Origin of the sequence: Streptomyces sp. CMB-StM0423 (genome assembly GCF_002847285.1) — a bacterium.
GTDB lineage: Bacteria > Actinomycetota > Actinomycetes > Streptomycetales > Streptomycetaceae > Streptomyces.
Map to the genome: position 1 here is coordinate 773,723 of NZ_CP025407.1, position 14,273 is coordinate 787,995.

Below are 14,273 nucleotides of genomic sequence, written 5' to 3' on the forward strand. Positions count from 1 at the left end.
GTCAGTCGCCGAGCGTGGCCAGGTCCTGGACCGTGACGTTGGAGAGTTGCTTGCCGTCCTTGCGGACCTCGCGCAGGTACCACTTCTGCACCGGCGCGTGCGACTTCTTGCCGAACGCCCAGGTGCCGCGCGGGCTTTCGATCTGGCCGAGGCTGCCGAGGGCGGTGTTGATGGTGTCCGAGTTCACCTCGCCCTTCTCGGCGGCCGTGGCGATGGCCATGTCGAGCACGGCGGCGGCGTCGTACGAGGCCATGGCGTACCCGGTGGGCGGGGTGTCGTGCTTGGCGGTCCAGTCGGAGACGAACTTCCGGTTGGCGTCGTTGTCCAGGTCGGACACGTAGTTGGAGACGGACTGGATGCCGTCCGCCGAGTCGCCCTGGGCCTGGAGGATGCTGCCCTCGGTCAGCGAGCCGGAGGCGTACAGCGGCAGGTCGGCGACGTCGGACTGGGCGTACTGCTTGACGAAGTCGATCGCGGCCTTGCCCGCGTAGAAGGTGTACACCGCCTTGGCGTCGGACTGGGCGATGTCGGCGAAGTACGGGGTGAAGTTGGTCGTGTCGGGGAACGGCGTCCAGGTGGTCTCGCCGTCGGAGTTGGCCAGCTCGCCGCCGATCTCGGCGAAGGTGTCGGTGAAGCCGCCGAGCTGGTCGTAGCCGCCCTGGTAGTCGGGTCCGATCGCGTAGACCGGGCCGTCGACCTCGTCCTTGACGTACTGGGCGATGGCGGTGCCGTAGTCCTTCGACAGGAAGCTGGTGTGCCAGACGCGGGAGACGTCCTTGAGCTCGGGGCGGCCGTTGGAGCTGACCAGCGGGATCTTGTTCTGCTCCAGCATCGGCAGCACCGCCTGGTAGGAGCCGTTGGCGACGATGCCGGTCATCACGTCGACCCGGTCCTTCTTCACCAGCTTGGTGGCCGCCGGCACCGCGGTGGGCGGGCCGTCCCCCTCGTCGCCCACCGACAGTTCGACCTTGCGCCCGCCCAGCTTGCCGTCGTGCGTGTCCAGGTAGAGCTGGAAGCCGTTGCGCAGGTCGGTGCCCACGGCCTCGTACGTGCCCGAGAGGGCGGCCAGCAGACCCACCTTCACCGTCTTGTCGCCGGAGCCGCTGTCGCCGCCGCCGCTGCAGCCGGCGAGTGCCAGCGAGACTGCTGCTGCTGTGGCGGCGACGGCCCGGGTTCTGCTACGGCCGGGACGGCGTATGGATGCGTTGACGAACACGAAGGCTCCCGAGGGAAAAATGAGGGATGGGCTGGGGGGTTGATCCAGGGGGGGGCGGGGGTGGGGGGGTGAGGGCGGAAGGGCGGGAACGACGACAGGCAGACGAACGACGGAGCTTGCGGCCGGGCGCGCGGGCGGGGTGAGGGGGCCCGCCCGTGCGGCGGCGTCAGGAAGCGGGCTGCGAGTCGCGCAGTTGCGGGCTGAGCGCGTCGCCGACCTGGTTGATCAGCTCGGACATCATGTAGCTGACCTCGCCGATGTCGGCGTCCCGGTTGGTGGTGACCAGGAGGGACGCCCCGCTGGAGACCGCCATGGAGAACATGTAGCCGCCCTCCATGGCCGTCAGGCTGTGCTCGACGGGGTCGGCCTCGATCAACTGGGCAGCGCCGGAGAGCAGGTTGACGATGCCGGAGGCGATGGCTGCCAGCCGGTCCGCGTCGTCCTGGTCCACCCCGGTGAAGGCCAGGGCGAGGCCGTCCACGGAGACTGCGATGACCTGGGTGACCTCGGGGATACGGCGGGCGAAGTCACTCAGCAGCCAGCTCAGGTCGGCGGTGGATGGGGTAGTCATCACGTGCTCCGTTGTGAGTCGTCGTCTTTTGCGGTCCGGGTACGGCCGCTGTTCCTGGCGGTGCGGGCACGGCCTCCGTCGTCGTTACGGGGACGGCCGTCGCCGTTGCCGTCGTCACCGCTGCCGCCCGTACCTGCCGGGCGGCCGCGATCGGCGGCCCCCCCGGCTCCCTCACGGCGGCCGGCGCTCCTGCTGATGCCCTGGGTGTACGCGGCCAGCACGTCGGAGATCTGCCGGGAGTCCCGGCGCTTCGTGGGCGCCGCCTTCCGCTCGCTCCGGCCGCCCGGCTTGTTCTCCCCGTCGCGCTTGGGGAACCGCGGCCACTGGTCCGCCGGCTGGCGCATCCGCACGGGCAGCCCCGAGGGGCTGACGCCGGCGACGCGGTCGGCCGGGTCGTAGTCCGGGCCGAACGGCAGGTTGCGCCGCGCGCCACCGTCGTCTCCGGCCTCCGCCTCCCGGCTGCGCGGAGCGGCGCCGCCCGGAGCGGCGGCGCCAGGGGTCGTGCCGCGCGGGGTGGTGCCGCCGGGGACGGCACCGCCCGCGGCGGCCGCGCCGCGCCGGGGCGCGGTGGCGGCGACGGGCTCGTCCATCGGCTTGCGCGGGCCCGGCACACCGCGGGGGGTGGCGGCGAAGACGCTCGTCTCCCCCTCCGCCAAAGGCCGTTCGCCCTGCACCATCGTCTCCTCCTCGACGGCCACGAGGACCGTCGGCGGGAGGGTGACTTCGGCGATGGTGCCGGGGCCCGCGGAGGAGCGCAGCTCGACCACGATGCCGTGCCGGGCGGCGAGCCGGGCGACGACGTGCAGACCCATGGACCGCACGGCGCCGACGCCGGTCTGCGGGTTGGCCAGCCGGGCGTTCAGCTCGTCGCGGCGCTCGGGGGTCATGCCGACGCCCTCGTCGACGATCTGCACCACCGCGCGGTCCCACAGCCGCCAGACCGCCACGCCCACCTGCTTGTCGGGAGGCGAGAACCGGGTGGCGTTGTCGAGGAGTTCGGCGAGGATGTGCGCGAGGTCGTGCACCCCGCGGGCGGCGATGCCGATCCCCTGCTCCACGATGCCCATGGCGACGCGCTCGAACCGCTCGATCTGCTGGGCGGCGGCGACGACCACGGTGGCGCAGGGCGCGTCCGCTTCGCGTACCCGGGCGTGTCCGTAACCGCCCATCACCAGCAGGTTGTTGGTGTTGCGCTCCATGCGGATGGCGAGGTGGTCGAGCGCGAAGAGGATCTTCATCCGCTCCGGGTCGGCCTCGTCGCGCTGGACCGCGTCCAGCTCGGACACCATGACGGAGGTGAGCTGCGCACCGCGGCGGGCGACACCGACCAGGGTTTCCGCGAACTGCTCGTGCGCGTGCGCCTGCTGGGCCGCGAGCCGTACCGCCTCGTGGTGGACGGAGTTGAACGCCTCGCCGACCTCGCCGATCTCGTCCTCGCCGGTGGTCTCCACCGGGCTGCCGGAGCTGTCGGCGACCTGTTCCGGCGTGGCGCCGCCGAGCGCTCCCGGCTGGGAGAGGTCGGTGACGATCTGCGGCAGCCGTTCGTTGGCCACCGAATGCGCCGCGTTGCGCAGGTCGCGCAGCCGGCGGATGATCACGCGGCCGACCCGGAGGGCGAAGAGCAGCACGCCGACCAGCGTCACCAGCACCACGATGATCTCGATGACCGCCCACCAGATGAGCGTGGACCGTTCCTCGGTGACGTCGTTGTGCACGGACTCGATGATGCGGCGCTCCACCGAGCGCAGCTCGGTCAGCCGGTCGGCCGTGGCCTCCTGCCAGTCGGCGGCGGAGATGCCGAGTTCCGCTCCGATCGGGGTACGGCTCACCTGGTCCTGCATTCCCTGCGCGGGCAGGGTGCCAGGAGCGGAGAGCGCGTGTTCCAGCCAGGCGCGCCACTCCTGCGGACCGAGGGCGACGAAGGCGCTCATCGTCTCGAAGAAGCCGATCTCGGTGGCGTCGAAGGTACGCCGGGAGGCCGACGTGAAGCCGCCGCCGTCCAGCGCCCTGAGCACCACGACCTGTTGCTGCGCCGAATGCTCCTCGGCGCGCGCGAACGAGGCGGAGGCCCGGATCCGGTCGGCGATGTCGGCGTCGACGCCGTCGGCCTGGGCGATGCCTTCGCGGTAGTCGACGAGGTCGGCGATCGTGATCCGGTATCCGAATGCGAGCGCGGACAGCGTGCCGCTGCCCGAGCGCGCCTGGGCGCGCAGCGAGGGCAGTTCGGCCAGCGTGCGGTCGATCCGCTGCACGGCGAGGCCGGCGTTGTGCGGCAGGGAGTCGAGCTTCCTGCGCTTCTCGGTGTACTCCGAGATACCTGCGTCCGTGGCGTCGGTTGCCTTGCGGAACGTGGTGGCATCGCCCTGGGAGGCGACCAGCGCGGTTGCGGCAGCACGTTCGTCCTGCAACCGGGCGGTCAGCTCCGCGGCGGACTCGGCGGCAACGACCATCTGCGCCAGCCTGTTGGCCTGGAACGCCTGGGTCGTCGCCGGCGCGAGTGCTCGCACGGAAAAGGCGATGGCCACCGCAAGGGGAACGGCGACCAGGAGGACGAGTCGACGGTTGATCTTCACTACGCAACCCCTACGTCGGGGTCATGACACAGTAAAGCTGACACGGGATTACCTTGCGATGGGGAGGGTGTGACATGTGGGGGTCGGTGCATACATCGCTCCTGCTGAGGGTGGGCTGAGCGATGTGTCTGATGCTAAGTCGGAAGTATAAGTTACGGGCGAGTACAACATCAAAATATGCAAGAGGGAGATGCAATCTCTACCTCTGATCAATCCGATTCGATCAGGTTCCGTCTGAAATTTCAGAGATGGGCGGGCAGTTCGAACACCCCTGCGGTCAAGTCCGCGCCCCTCAGCCGCGCTTGAGCGCGTGCCCGCCGAAGCCGCTGCTGCGGTCGGGCCCCCGGTTCTGCTCCTGCCACCAGGCGTCGAACTCGGGCTGCCCCATCTTCTGCCAGTCCGGGGTCTGTTCGACCTGGGCGCGGCCCAGCCGGCGGCCGAGGGCGACCATGGCGGCGCCGACGGCGGTGCGGTCCGCGTCGTACGCGGCGGCGGTCTCCGGCCAGTCGCCCCCGGCGCGGCAGGCGGCCTCCAGCGCCGTGGCGTCCTGCAGCGCCTTGACGCTGCCGCCGCCGGTGTGCGGCCGTACGACGGTGGCGGCGTCGCCCGCGAGCAGCAGCCGGCCCACGGCGAGCCGCGGCACCTCCAGGTCGTAGATCGGCTGGATGAAGGAGTCCTCGGGCGCGGTACGCAGCACGCACCGGCCCCAGTACGGCGGGAAGTGCTCGCTGACCAGGTCGCGCAGGTACGCGGTGAGCTTGGCGGCGACCCGGCCGGGGGGCAGCGAGGTCGGGGTGCGCAGGTCGAGCAGCAGCTCGGGGTCGTCCGGCGGGACGGCGTAGAGCACCCAGTTCATCCGGTAGCCGCCGCCCGCGGCGGGGATGAGGTACATCATGCAGTGGCCGCCGGGGAAGACGATCACGCGCGCCTCGGCGCCGTCCGTCTCGGGGTCGCCCGCGACCGGGGCAGAGGTGCCGCGCCAGCCGAGGTAGCCGGCGTAGTCGGGGGCGAGGCCGGGGAACATCCCCTCGCGGACCACCGAGCGGTAGCCGTCCGCGCCGATCACCGCGCCGAAGCGCTCCTTGCGGCCGTCGGCGAGCTTGAGGGTGGCGCCGTCGGCGTCCTGCTCCACGGCGGTCACGGCCGCGCCCGTGTGGTACGTGACCGACTCGGGCACCCGGTTGCGCAGCTCGTGCCAGAGCGAGCCCCAGTTGTAGGAGCGGAACGGGAAGTGCTGCTCGGCGAACCCGTGGCCCAGCTCGGCGTCGCCGTCACGGATCGTCCACACCCGGCGGTTCAGTCCCGACCAGGGCATCGACGAGTCCACGTACCCCGCGGCCTCCAGCTCCGCGAACCGCGCGTCGTGCAGGCCGATGCCCACGCCGCGGTCGCGCAGCTCGCCGCCGGCCCGCTCGAAGACGGTGACCCGCCCGGCACCCGCCCGCGCCACCGCCTGCGCCGTGGCGCACCCCGCGATGCTCCCGCCCACCACGGCGACGGAGTCCTCGTCCACCACGGTCTCCCCTCTGTTCCTCGGGCCGGCACCGCGGCGCTCCGCGCCGGGCCGGCTCCTCCGCACGTCCGGAGCAACAACCTTCCCCAACGCGATCACCGCGTCAAGAGATCGGCGGGGCCCCAACCACCCCCGCGCGCAGCCGAGTCGGGACGGCGGCTCCGCTCGCGGACCCCCGGGATCCGGATCGCCCGACGGATACTTAGGCTAGCCTTACCTACTCGGTTCGGGACGGGGAGAAGAAGAGGTGGGGTGGCGGGTGGCTGCGCAGAAACCGTCGGGGCGGGACGTGCTGAAAGGCGCGATCGCGGGACAGCGGCGCGGTGTCGCGACCGGCTCGGTGCTGGCGGTCGGGCACCAGCTCGGTGAGGCACTGGTACCCGTGCTCATCGGCATGGTCATCGACGACGCGGTCGCCGGGGACGACGCGGGCGCGCTGGTGCGCTGGCTCCTCGTGCTCGTCGCGGTGTACGTCGTGCTCGCGCTGAGCTTCCGCCTCAGCGTCAAGGCGTCCGAGCGGGCCGCGGAACTCGCCGCGCACCGGGTGCGGCTGGAGCTGGTCGGCCGGGTTCTCGACCCGCGCGGCGGCGCCGAGCGCGGCCGGCTGCCGGGCGCGGTGGCGAACATCGCCACGGACGACGCCAAGCGCGTCGGCTACATCGTGATGGTGGTGACCGTCGGCGTCTCGGGGCTGGCCGGCGCGGCGGTCAGCGCGGTGGCGCTGCTGCTCATCTCCGTACCCCTGGGACTGCTCGTGCTGGTCGGCACGCCCGTGCTGCTGTGGCTGGGGCATCTGCTGAGCAAGCCGCTGGAGCACCGCAGCGCCGCCGAGCAGGAGCAGGCGGCCACCGCCTCGGGCGTCGCCGCCGACCTGATCGCCGGGCTGCGGGTGCTCAAGGGCATCGGCGCACGGGACGCGGCCGTCGAGCGCTACCGGGCCACCAGCCGCGACTCGCTGGCCGCCACGCTGCGCGCCGCGCGCGCCGAGGGCTGGCAGAACGGCGTGGTACTCGCGCTGACCGGCGGCTTCATCGCGCTGGTGGCGCTGGTCGGCGGCCGGCTCGCGCTGAGCGGCGACATCACGCTGGGGCAGCTCGTCGCGGCCGTCGGACTCGCGCAGTTCCTGCTGACGCCGCTGCAGGTGTTCGCGTACGTCAACGCCGAGTTCGCCCAGGCGCGGGCGTCGGCGGCGCGGGTCGCCGAGGTGCTGGCCGCGGCGCCGGCCGTGGTGCCCGGCGACCGGCGGCCGGCGGAGCCCGTCCGCGGCGAGCTGCGGCTGCGCGGCGTGGAACTCGGGGCGCTCACGGAGGTGGACCTGTCGGTCACGGCCGGGGAGCTGGTCGGGGTCGCGACGACGGAACCGGCCGCCGCGGAGGCGCTGCTGCGGTGCCTGGGCCGGATCGAGGACCCGGCGGCGGGGGTGGTGGAGCTGGACGGGATCCCGCTGACGGGGCTCGACCCGGCGGAGCTGCGGACGGCGGTCCTGGTGGCGGCGCACGACGCGGACCTCTTCGCGGGCACGGTGGGCGAGAACGTCACGGCGGCGGGCGGGGGGCAGTGGCATACGGCCGCCGGCGGCGGGCCCGGGGGCGGTGCCCGTACCGGAGCCGGCCGTACCGGACACACGGACGGCAAGGCACCTGCCGGCGCCGTCCGTTCCGGGCCCGAGCCGCCCGGCCGGGACCCCGGACCCGCGATGGCCGCCGCGGCTGCCGACGAGGTGTGCCGGGCGCTGCCCCGCGGCAGCGAGACCGAGGTCGGCGAGGCCGGGCGCGCGCTCTCCGGCGGGCAGCGGCAGCGCGTCGCCCTGGCCCGCGCGCTGCACGCCGGGCGGCCCGTGCTCGTCGTCCACGACCCGACCACCGCCGTGGACGTGGTCACCGAGGCCCGGATAGCCGAGGGGCTGCGCGACCACCGCGCCGGGATGACCACCCTGCTGGTCACCAACAGCCCCGCCCTGCTCGCGGTCGCCGACCGGGTCGTGTTCGTCGACGCCGGCCGGGTCGCCGCCGAAGGACCGCATGCCGACCTCGTACGCGACGAGTCGGCCTACCGGGCGGCGGTGCTCTCATGACCGCGGCGCCCGGCCCGTACGACGACACGCACGAAGGCCCCGACGGGCCCCGGGACCGGCGCGGCGACGACGCCCGCGAGCTGCTCCCCACCGCCACCCCCGCCCGCACCCGCGCCGCCGTGCGCGAACTGCTGCGCCCGCGCCGGGCCCTGGCGTGGACCGCGTTCGCGATGATGGCCGCGGCCACCGCCGTCGGGCTGCTCACCCAGCCGCTGCTGGGCCACATCGTCGACCTGGTCACCGACCGGCGCGGGACCGGCGCGCTCACAGTGCCCGTGGTGCTGCTGGTCGCCGTGGCGGCAGGCCAGGGCGTGCTGACCGCGATCGGCCGGACGATGGTCTCCCGGCTCGGCGAGACCGTCCTCGCCGAGTTGCGCGAGCGTTTCGTCGAGCGCGCGCTGCGGCTGCCGCTCGACCGGCTGGAGAAGGCCGGCTCCGGCGACCTGACCGCACGCGTCACCCGCGACGTCTCCCGCGTCGCCGAGGCGGTCCGCGGCGCGCTGCCCCAACTCGCGTCCTCCGTACTGGCCATCGTGCTCACGCTCGGCGCGCTGGCGATCCTCGACTGGCGCTTCCTGCTCGCCGCACTGCTCGCGGTGCCGGTGCAGGCGTACACGGCCCGCTGGTACGTCCGCCGCGCGGTGCCCCTCTACGCGCGCGAGCGCATCGCCACCGGGGCGCAGCAGCAGCAGCTCCTCGACACCGTCAGCGGCGCGGCCACCGTACGCGCGCACCGGCTGGAGGCGCTGCACGCCGGGCGCGTGGACGCGCGCTCGCGCGCCGCGGTGGACCTCAGGCTGCGCGGGGTGCGGCTGCTGATGGGGTTCTACAACCGGCTGCACGTGGCGGAGTACCTGGGGCTGTCCGCGGTGCTGGTGGCGGGGTACGTGCTGGTGCGCGACGGCTCCGCGTCGATCGGCACGGCGACGGCCGCCGCGCTCTACTTCCACTCGCTGTTCGGGCCCGTGAACGTGGCGCTGGTGCTCCTCGACGACGCGCAGGCGGCGACGGCGGGGCTGGCCCGGCTGGTCGGCGTCGTGGACGCGCGCGAGCAGACGGCGGCCGGCCCGCCGGGGCCCCAGGAGGGCCCGCGGCCCGCGGTCGGGGTGTCGGTCAGCGGGGTGTCCCACGCGTACGAGCCGGGCCGGCCGGTGCTGCACGACGTGGACCTGGAGCTGCGGCCGAAGGAGAAGGTGGCGCTGGTGGGCGCGAGCGGGGCGGGCAAGAGCACGCTGGCCAAGCTGCTCGCCGGTATCCATGTCCCGGCCGCGGGGCGCATCGACGTGGGCGGCGCGGCGCCGGACGAGTCGGGCCGTACGGTCGCGCTGGTCACCCAGGAGGTGCACGTCTTCGCCGGCCGGCTCGCCGACGACCTGCGGCTGGCCCGGCCGGGCGCCGGCGCCGAGGAGCTGCGCGAGGCGCTGGCCCGGGTGGGCGCGCTGGGCTGGGCCGAGGCGCTGCCGGAGGGGCTGGACACGGTGGTGGGCGAGGGCGGTCACCGGCTGACGGCGGACCGGGCCCAGCAGCTCGCGCTGGCCCGGCTGGTGCTGGCCGACCCGCCGGTCGCGGTGCTCGACGAGGCCACCGCGGAGGCGGGCAGCCTCGGCGCCCGGCGGCTGGAGGAGGCGGCGGAGCGCGCGCTTGAGGGGCGTACGGCGCTGGTCGTCGCGCACCGGCTGAGCCAGGCGGCGGCGGCCGACCGGGTCGTGGTGATGGAGGGGGGCCGGGTCGCGGAGAGCGGCACGCACGACGAACTGCGGGCCGGGGACGGGCCGTACGCGGCACTGTGGCGGGCGTGGTCGGCGGGGCGCGCGGCGGACGCGGAGCAGGCCGAGGAGCGGAACGCGGAGCAGGAGGCGGAGCGGAACGCGGAGCAGGACACGGAGCGGAACGCGGACGGCGCCGGGCGCTCCGGGCCGTAGCGGATCGTCCGGATCACGCCTGCCGTCGGCAGGGGTACGGGTACGGGCGCCGGCCCCCGGCCCGTACCGCCGCGGCCCTCAGACGGGGTGCGGCCGGCGGGCGTCGAGCGCGGCGGCGGTCGTGACGGCGCGCCACGCCTGGTACCGGGCCGCCTCCAGCGCCACGTCGCCGGGCGGGCCGTCGCCGGAGCCGTCCTGGACGGGCTCCGGGCTGCCGGGCGGCACGATGATGCCGCCCCAGTGGTAGAAGACGTTGGCCAGCGTCAGCAGCCCGGCCCCCTGCCCGCCGTGGGCGGTGTCGACGGAGGTGAAGGCGGAGTACACCTTGTCCGCGAGCCCGCCCGCCGACGACAGCGGTCCCGTGGTGTCGACGAACGCCTTCACCTGGGCGGCCATGTTCCCGAGCCGCGTCGGGGTGCCGAACAGCACCACGTCGGCCCAGTCCAGGTCGTCGACGGCGGCCTCGGGCACGTCCGCGGTCTCGCCGCGGTGCCGGGCCCACTCGGGTCTCGCCGCTATCGCCGCCTCCCCCGCCGTCTCCGGCACGCGGCGCAGCCGCACCTCCGCACCCGCCTTCTCCGCGCCCTCCACCGCGGCGAGGGCGAGGGTGTGCACCGTGCCGGTGGCGCTGTAGTAGATGACGGCCGCCTTGACGGGGCTCTCGGATTCCATGGTGGGCCTCTCACTCCGCGGTCCGGCTGGGGGATGGTTCACGACGGGGCACGCGCTTCCCCGGCGCGAGCCCTGTGACTAAGACGTACCGGCGGCCCCAAGTGTGAGACGGCGGCCCGGCTCACAGTCCGGCGGCCCGTTTCGTCATACGAGGGAGACCTGTCACGCGACCGAGGAGTACCCGGACCATGACCACACCGTCCGCGCCGCAGCACGGCCGCCTCGACCCGGGGCCCGCCGGGACCGCGAGCGAGCGGCGGCGGCTGACCAACCTCGCCTACCGGCTGCTCGGCTCCCTGGCCGATGCCGAGGACGTGGTGCAGGAGACGTACGCCCGCTGGTACGCGATGCCCGCGGAGCGGCGGGCCGCCGTCGTCTCGCCGGGCGGCTGGCTGACGAAGGTCGCGGGGCGCGTCTGCCTGGACCTGCTCGGGTCCGCGCGGGTGCGGCGGGAGCGGTACGTGGGCGAGTGGCTGCCGGAGCCGCTGCCGGACCGGGCGGAGCTATTCGGCGGTCGGCTGGGCGGGTCGGCGGCGGACGCGGCGGATCCGGCGGACCAGGTGACGATGGACGAGTCGGTGCACATGGCGTTCCTCGTGGTGCTGGAGTCGACGACCCCGGCGGAGCGGGTGGCGTTCGTGCTGCACGACGTGTTCCGCTACCCGTTCCCGGAGGTGGCCGAGATCGTCGGCCGGTCGCCCGCGGCGTGCCGGAAGCTGGCGTCGTCGGCCCGCCGCCGGGTCCGAACGGCGCAGCGGCCCGCGGCGGCGGAGCACCACGCCGCGCTGGTACGGGAGTTCCGGCGGGCCTGGGCGGCGAAGGACATCGGCGCCCTGGTCGGGCTGCTGGACCCGGCCGCGGTGTCCACCCCGGACAGCGGCGGGTTGGTGCCGGCGGTGCTGCGGCCCATCGTCGGGAGCGAGGCGATCGCGCGGGGGCTGGCGGAGGTACGGGAGCAGCAGCCCGGCATCGAGCTGCTGGAGCGTACGGTCAACGGGCAACCCGGCCTGATGGCGCGGCTGGACGGGGTCCCGGTGTCGGTGCTCGCGTTCGACGTGGCGGACGGGAGGATCACGCGCATCTGGGCGATGCGCAACCCGGAGAAGCTCCGCGCCTGGACGGCGGCCTGAGCGGCGGTACGGGCCGGGGCGTGGCCCGTACCGGCGCTCACAGCACCCGCTGCAGCGCGCGCTCGCGGCGGGCGGCCACCCTCGAACCGGACTCCCGGCGCGCCATCCGGCGCAGCACCACCGGCGCCACCGCCAGGCCCAGCACCGCCCACGCGCCGAGCACGCCCACCGTCTCCGCTTGCCGCCAGGAGTCGCCGATCTCCACCGCCACCGCCGCGTCGGGCAGCATCGCGGCGCGCATGCCGAGCCCGAGCCAGTAGAGCGGGAAGACCTGCGCGGTCCACTGCAGCCACTCGGGCAGCGCGGTGATCGGGTAGAAGATGCCGGAGATCCCGATCAGCGCGAGCACCGGGAGCTGGATCAGGCCCTGCGCGCGGGCGTCGCCGAACGCCGAGCCCAGTACGGCTCCGGCGGGCAGCGTCGCCACCATGCCGAGCGCGACGATCCCCACCAGGTGCAGCCAGGCGCCGCCGTCGAGGTGCAGGCCGTCGACGAGGAACAGCGCGGGGACCAGGAAGAGCGCGAGGTCGGCGAGGAGGCCGCCGGCGACGGAGACGACCTTGCCGACGAGGTAGCCGCCCATGCCGTTCGGGGTGGCCTTGGCGCGCAGCAGGGTGCCGTCCTCCCGCTCGGCGGTGAGCAGTTGGCTCATGGTGACCATGCCGAAGGACACGTTCATGCCGAGGATGCCGGGGAGGGTGAGGGCGCCGAGCATGAAGCCGGTGGAGTCGAACTCCCGCCCGCGCAGGAACCACAGGACGCCCAGCATCAGCAGCGGCCAGAACAGGTGGCTGAACAGCTCGGCGCCGTGGGTGAACGACTGGCGCAGCTCGATGGCGCCGCGCCGCAGCCCGGCGCGCAGCACGCAGGCGTTCACCGCTCGCCGCCTTCCGCCGCGCCCGTGGGCGCGCCTTCCGCCGCGTGTACGAGGGCGAGGTAGGTCTGCTCCAGCGACGAGCGCTGAACCTCCAGTTCGGCGATCTCCTCGCCGTGGCGCTCGAAGAGGCCGCGGACGAAGGTGGTGGAGTCGTCGGTGGCGTGGACGCGGGGCCGGCCCCGGTGGCGCCAGCGGACGCGGTCGGCGCCCGCGATGCGGCGGGCCAGCTCGGCGGGGGTGCCGTCGGCGATGACGCGGCCGGCGTCGAGGATGACGATGCGGTCGGCGAGGACTTCGGCCTCGTGCAGGTCGTGGGTGGTGACCAGCACGGTGGTGCCGGCGGCGCGCAGGTCCCGGACGAGACGGTGGAAGCCGCGCCGGGCGTCGGGGTCGAAGCCGGTCGTGGGCTCGTCGAGGAAGAGCAGGTCGGGGCGGCCGACGATGCCGATGGCGACGTCGAGGCGGCGGCGCTGGCCGCCGGAGAGGGTGCGGATCTTCTGCCCGCCCCGGCCGCCGAGGCCGACGGCGTCGGCGAGTTCGCCGGGGTCCCAGGGGGTGCGGCCGACGCAGGCGTAGTACGAGGCGAGGTGGGCGAGCAGTTCGCGGACCCGCCACTTGCCGTGGTCGCGCCAGGACTGCAGCACGACGCCGACGCGGGCGCGCCACCGCTCGTCGCCGTGCGCGGGGTCGGCGCCCAGGACGGTGACCTCGCCGGCGGAGCGGGTCCTGAAGCCTTCGAGGATCTCGATCGTGGTGGACTTGCCGGCGCCGTTGGGCCCGAGGAGGGCGACCGTCTCGCCGTGCCCGATGTGCAGGTCCACGCCGTGGAGGACGTCCGCGGCACCGTAGCGCATGCGCAGGCCCGCGACCGCGACGGCCGCGGCGGCGCTCACAGCGCCTCCCGTACGCGCGCGGCGAGGGCGGCCCGGTCGACGCCCGCGAGTTCCAGCGCCCGGGGCACGGTGCCGACCTCGGCCTGGAGGAGGGCGTCCAGCACGTGCAGCGGCGTGAGGTCCTTCTTGCGGTGGGCGCCGGCCATCCGGTCCAGGGCGAGCTTGAGCGAGGCGCCGAACTGCGGGCGGCGGCCGGGGTCCGGCGTGGCGCTCAGGTCGAACGCGCCGGGCGCGACGCCCGCGGCGCCGAGGCTGTGCGCGAACTCCCGGTCCAGCGCGGCCTTCAGCTCCGCGCGGCCGAGGCCGGCGGCGGCCAGGACGCGCTGCGGCTCGGTGCCGTCCTGGGCGGCGACCGCGAGCAGCGCGTGCCGCGCCTCCATGGCCGCGGAGCCGTCCTCGCGGGCCTCGGCCTCGGCGGTCAGGAGCACCGCCTGGAGATACCTGTCGAACGTGCTCATCCCCGCCTCCTCAGCGTCACACCGGCGGCGATGAGCCGCTTGGCGTGCTTCTTGTGCACCGCCTGGCGCGTGACGCCGAGCGCCTCGGCGACCTGCGGCCAGCTCCAGCCGGTACGCATCGCCCGCTCCACGGCGGCGTCCTCCAGCCGGTCGGCGAGGCGGCGCAGGGCCGCGACCGCCGCCAGCGCGTCTGCCGGATCGTCGTCTGCCATACAGGCAACCTAGGTTGACTAATAGTGGACAGTCAACCCCGGTTGCTTAACATCCGGGAAGGCGGGCCCGCCTGTGCACACTCCTTGAACTCACCGCGCTGCCAAGGCCGTTGTGTGCGCATCCCCTTGACGGCGCGCCCCCGCGGGCGTAAACCGAACCAG

12 protein-coding genes are annotated in these 14,273 nt (G+C 74.3%); 3 read left to right on the forward strand and 9 right to left on the reverse strand.

The genetic code is table 11. The features are described from left to right. Position 1: 1 nt before the first annotated feature. From CXR04_RS03210 to CXR04_RS03225, 4 genes are all read right to left on the reverse strand, one after another. Entirely contained in the window at positions 2–1,216 is a 1,215-nt protein-coding gene (locus tag CXR04_RS03210; protein ID WP_101420387.1) for an ABC transporter substrate-binding protein, read from the reverse strand. Positions 1,217–1,382: 166 nt separating this feature from the next. Then, a complete protein-coding gene (locus CXR04_RS03215) occupies positions 1,383–1,787 on the reverse strand; it encodes a roadblock/LC7 domain-containing protein (protein WP_047019156.1) in 405 nt (134 codons plus the stop codon). Further along, positions 1,787–4,294, reverse strand: coding sequence for a sensor histidine kinase (locus CXR04_RS03220; protein ID WP_234380024.1), 2,508 nt, complete (start codon positions 4,292–4,294; stop codon positions 1,787–1,789). Before CXR04_RS03220 ends, CXR04_RS03215 begins: the two co-directional genes overlap by 1 nt. 358 nt (positions 4,295–4,652) lie before the next feature. After that, the gene (locus tag CXR04_RS03225; RefSeq protein ID WP_101426164.1) at positions 4,653–5,873 is read right to left on the reverse strand and encodes an FAD-dependent monooxygenase; all 1,221 of its coding nucleotides are present in this window, start codon (positions 5,871–5,873) and stop codon (positions 4,653–4,655) included. 259 nt (positions 5,874–6,132) lie between these two features. Here CXR04_RS03225 and CXR04_RS03230 point away from each other — a divergent pair, with 259 nt between their 5' ends. Together CXR04_RS03230 and CXR04_RS03235 are read left to right on the forward strand one after the other, a co-directional pair. Beyond that, positions 6,133–7,947 (forward strand): ABC transporter ATP-binding protein, encoded by a 1,815-nt coding sequence (locus CXR04_RS03230; protein ID WP_101420389.1) that lies wholly within the window; start codon positions 6,133–6,135, stop codon positions 7,945–7,947. Beyond that, a complete protein-coding gene (locus tag CXR04_RS03235) occupies positions 7,944–9,869 on the forward strand; it encodes an ABC transporter ATP-binding protein (protein ID WP_234380025.1) in 1,926 nt (641 codons plus the stop codon). The genes CXR04_RS03230 and CXR04_RS03235 overlap by 4 nt, the downstream gene beginning before the upstream one ends. A gap of 78 nt (positions 9,870–9,947) precedes the next feature. On the opposite strand, the gene CXR04_RS03240 is transcribed toward CXR04_RS03235, so the two are convergent. Beyond that, complete coding sequence (locus CXR04_RS03240) at positions 9,948–10,541, reverse strand: flavodoxin family protein (protein WP_101420390.1); 594 nt, start codon at positions 10,539–10,541, stop codon at positions 9,948–9,950. A gap of 188 nt (positions 10,542–10,729) precedes the next feature. Here CXR04_RS03240 and sigJ point away from each other — a divergent pair, with 188 nt between their 5' ends. Then, complete coding sequence (sigJ, locus tag CXR04_RS03245) at positions 10,730–11,671, forward strand: RNA polymerase sigma factor SigJ (RefSeq protein ID WP_101420391.1); 942 nt, start codon at positions 10,730–10,732, stop codon at positions 11,669–11,671. A 37-nt stretch (positions 11,672–11,708) separates the two neighbouring features. Here the strand turns inward: sigJ and CXR04_RS03250 are convergent, their stop codons facing one another. From CXR04_RS03250 to CXR04_RS03265, 4 genes are read right to left on the reverse strand one after another with little or no spacing between them, the layout of a single operon-like run. Further along, positions 11,709–12,548, reverse strand: a complete 840-nt coding sequence (locus CXR04_RS03250) for an ABC transporter permease (protein ID WP_101420392.1) — start codon at positions 12,546–12,548, stop codon at positions 11,709–11,711. Beyond that, complete coding sequence (locus tag CXR04_RS03255; RefSeq protein WP_101420393.1) at positions 12,545–13,441, reverse strand: ABC transporter ATP-binding protein; 897 nt, start codon at positions 13,439–13,441, stop codon at positions 12,545–12,547. Before CXR04_RS03255 ends, CXR04_RS03250 begins: the two co-directional genes overlap by 4 nt. After that, positions 13,438–13,899, reverse strand: coding sequence for a Clp protease N-terminal domain-containing protein (locus tag CXR04_RS03260; protein WP_101420394.1), 462 nt, complete (start codon positions 13,897–13,899; stop codon positions 13,438–13,440). Before CXR04_RS03260 ends, CXR04_RS03255 begins: the two co-directional genes overlap by 4 nt. Further along, complete coding sequence (locus CXR04_RS03265) at positions 13,896–14,111, reverse strand: hypothetical protein (protein WP_101420395.1); 216 nt, start codon at positions 14,109–14,111, stop codon at positions 13,896–13,898. Before CXR04_RS03265 ends, CXR04_RS03260 begins: the two co-directional genes overlap by 4 nt. Between the last annotated feature and the right edge of the window lie 162 nt (positions 14,112–14,273).

Bases quoted from the DNA above. Each gene is read 5' to 3' on its own strand.
- CXR04_RS03215 (WP_047019156.1), bottom strand. From the start codon at position 1,787: ATGACTACCCCATCCACCGCCGACCTGAGCTGGCTGCTGAGTGACTTC.
- CXR04_RS03235 (WP_234380025.1), top strand. From the start codon at position 7,944: ATGACCGCGGCGCCCGGCCCGTACGACGACACGCACGAAGGCCCCGAC.
- CXR04_RS03240 (WP_101420390.1), bottom strand. From the start codon at position 10,541: ATGGAATCCGAGAGCCCCGTCAAGGCGGCCGTCATCTACTACAGCGCC.
- sigJ (WP_101420391.1), top strand. From the start codon at position 10,730: ATGACCACACCGTCCGCGCCGCAGCACGGCCGCCTCGACCCGGGGCCC.
- CXR04_RS03260 (WP_101420394.1), bottom strand. From the start codon at position 13,899: ATGAGCACGTTCGACAGGTATCTCCAGGCGGTGCTCCTGACCGCCGAG.
- CXR04_RS03265 (WP_101420395.1), bottom strand. From the start codon at position 14,111: ATGGCAGACGACGATCCGGCAGACGCGCTGGCGGCGGTCGCGGCCCTG.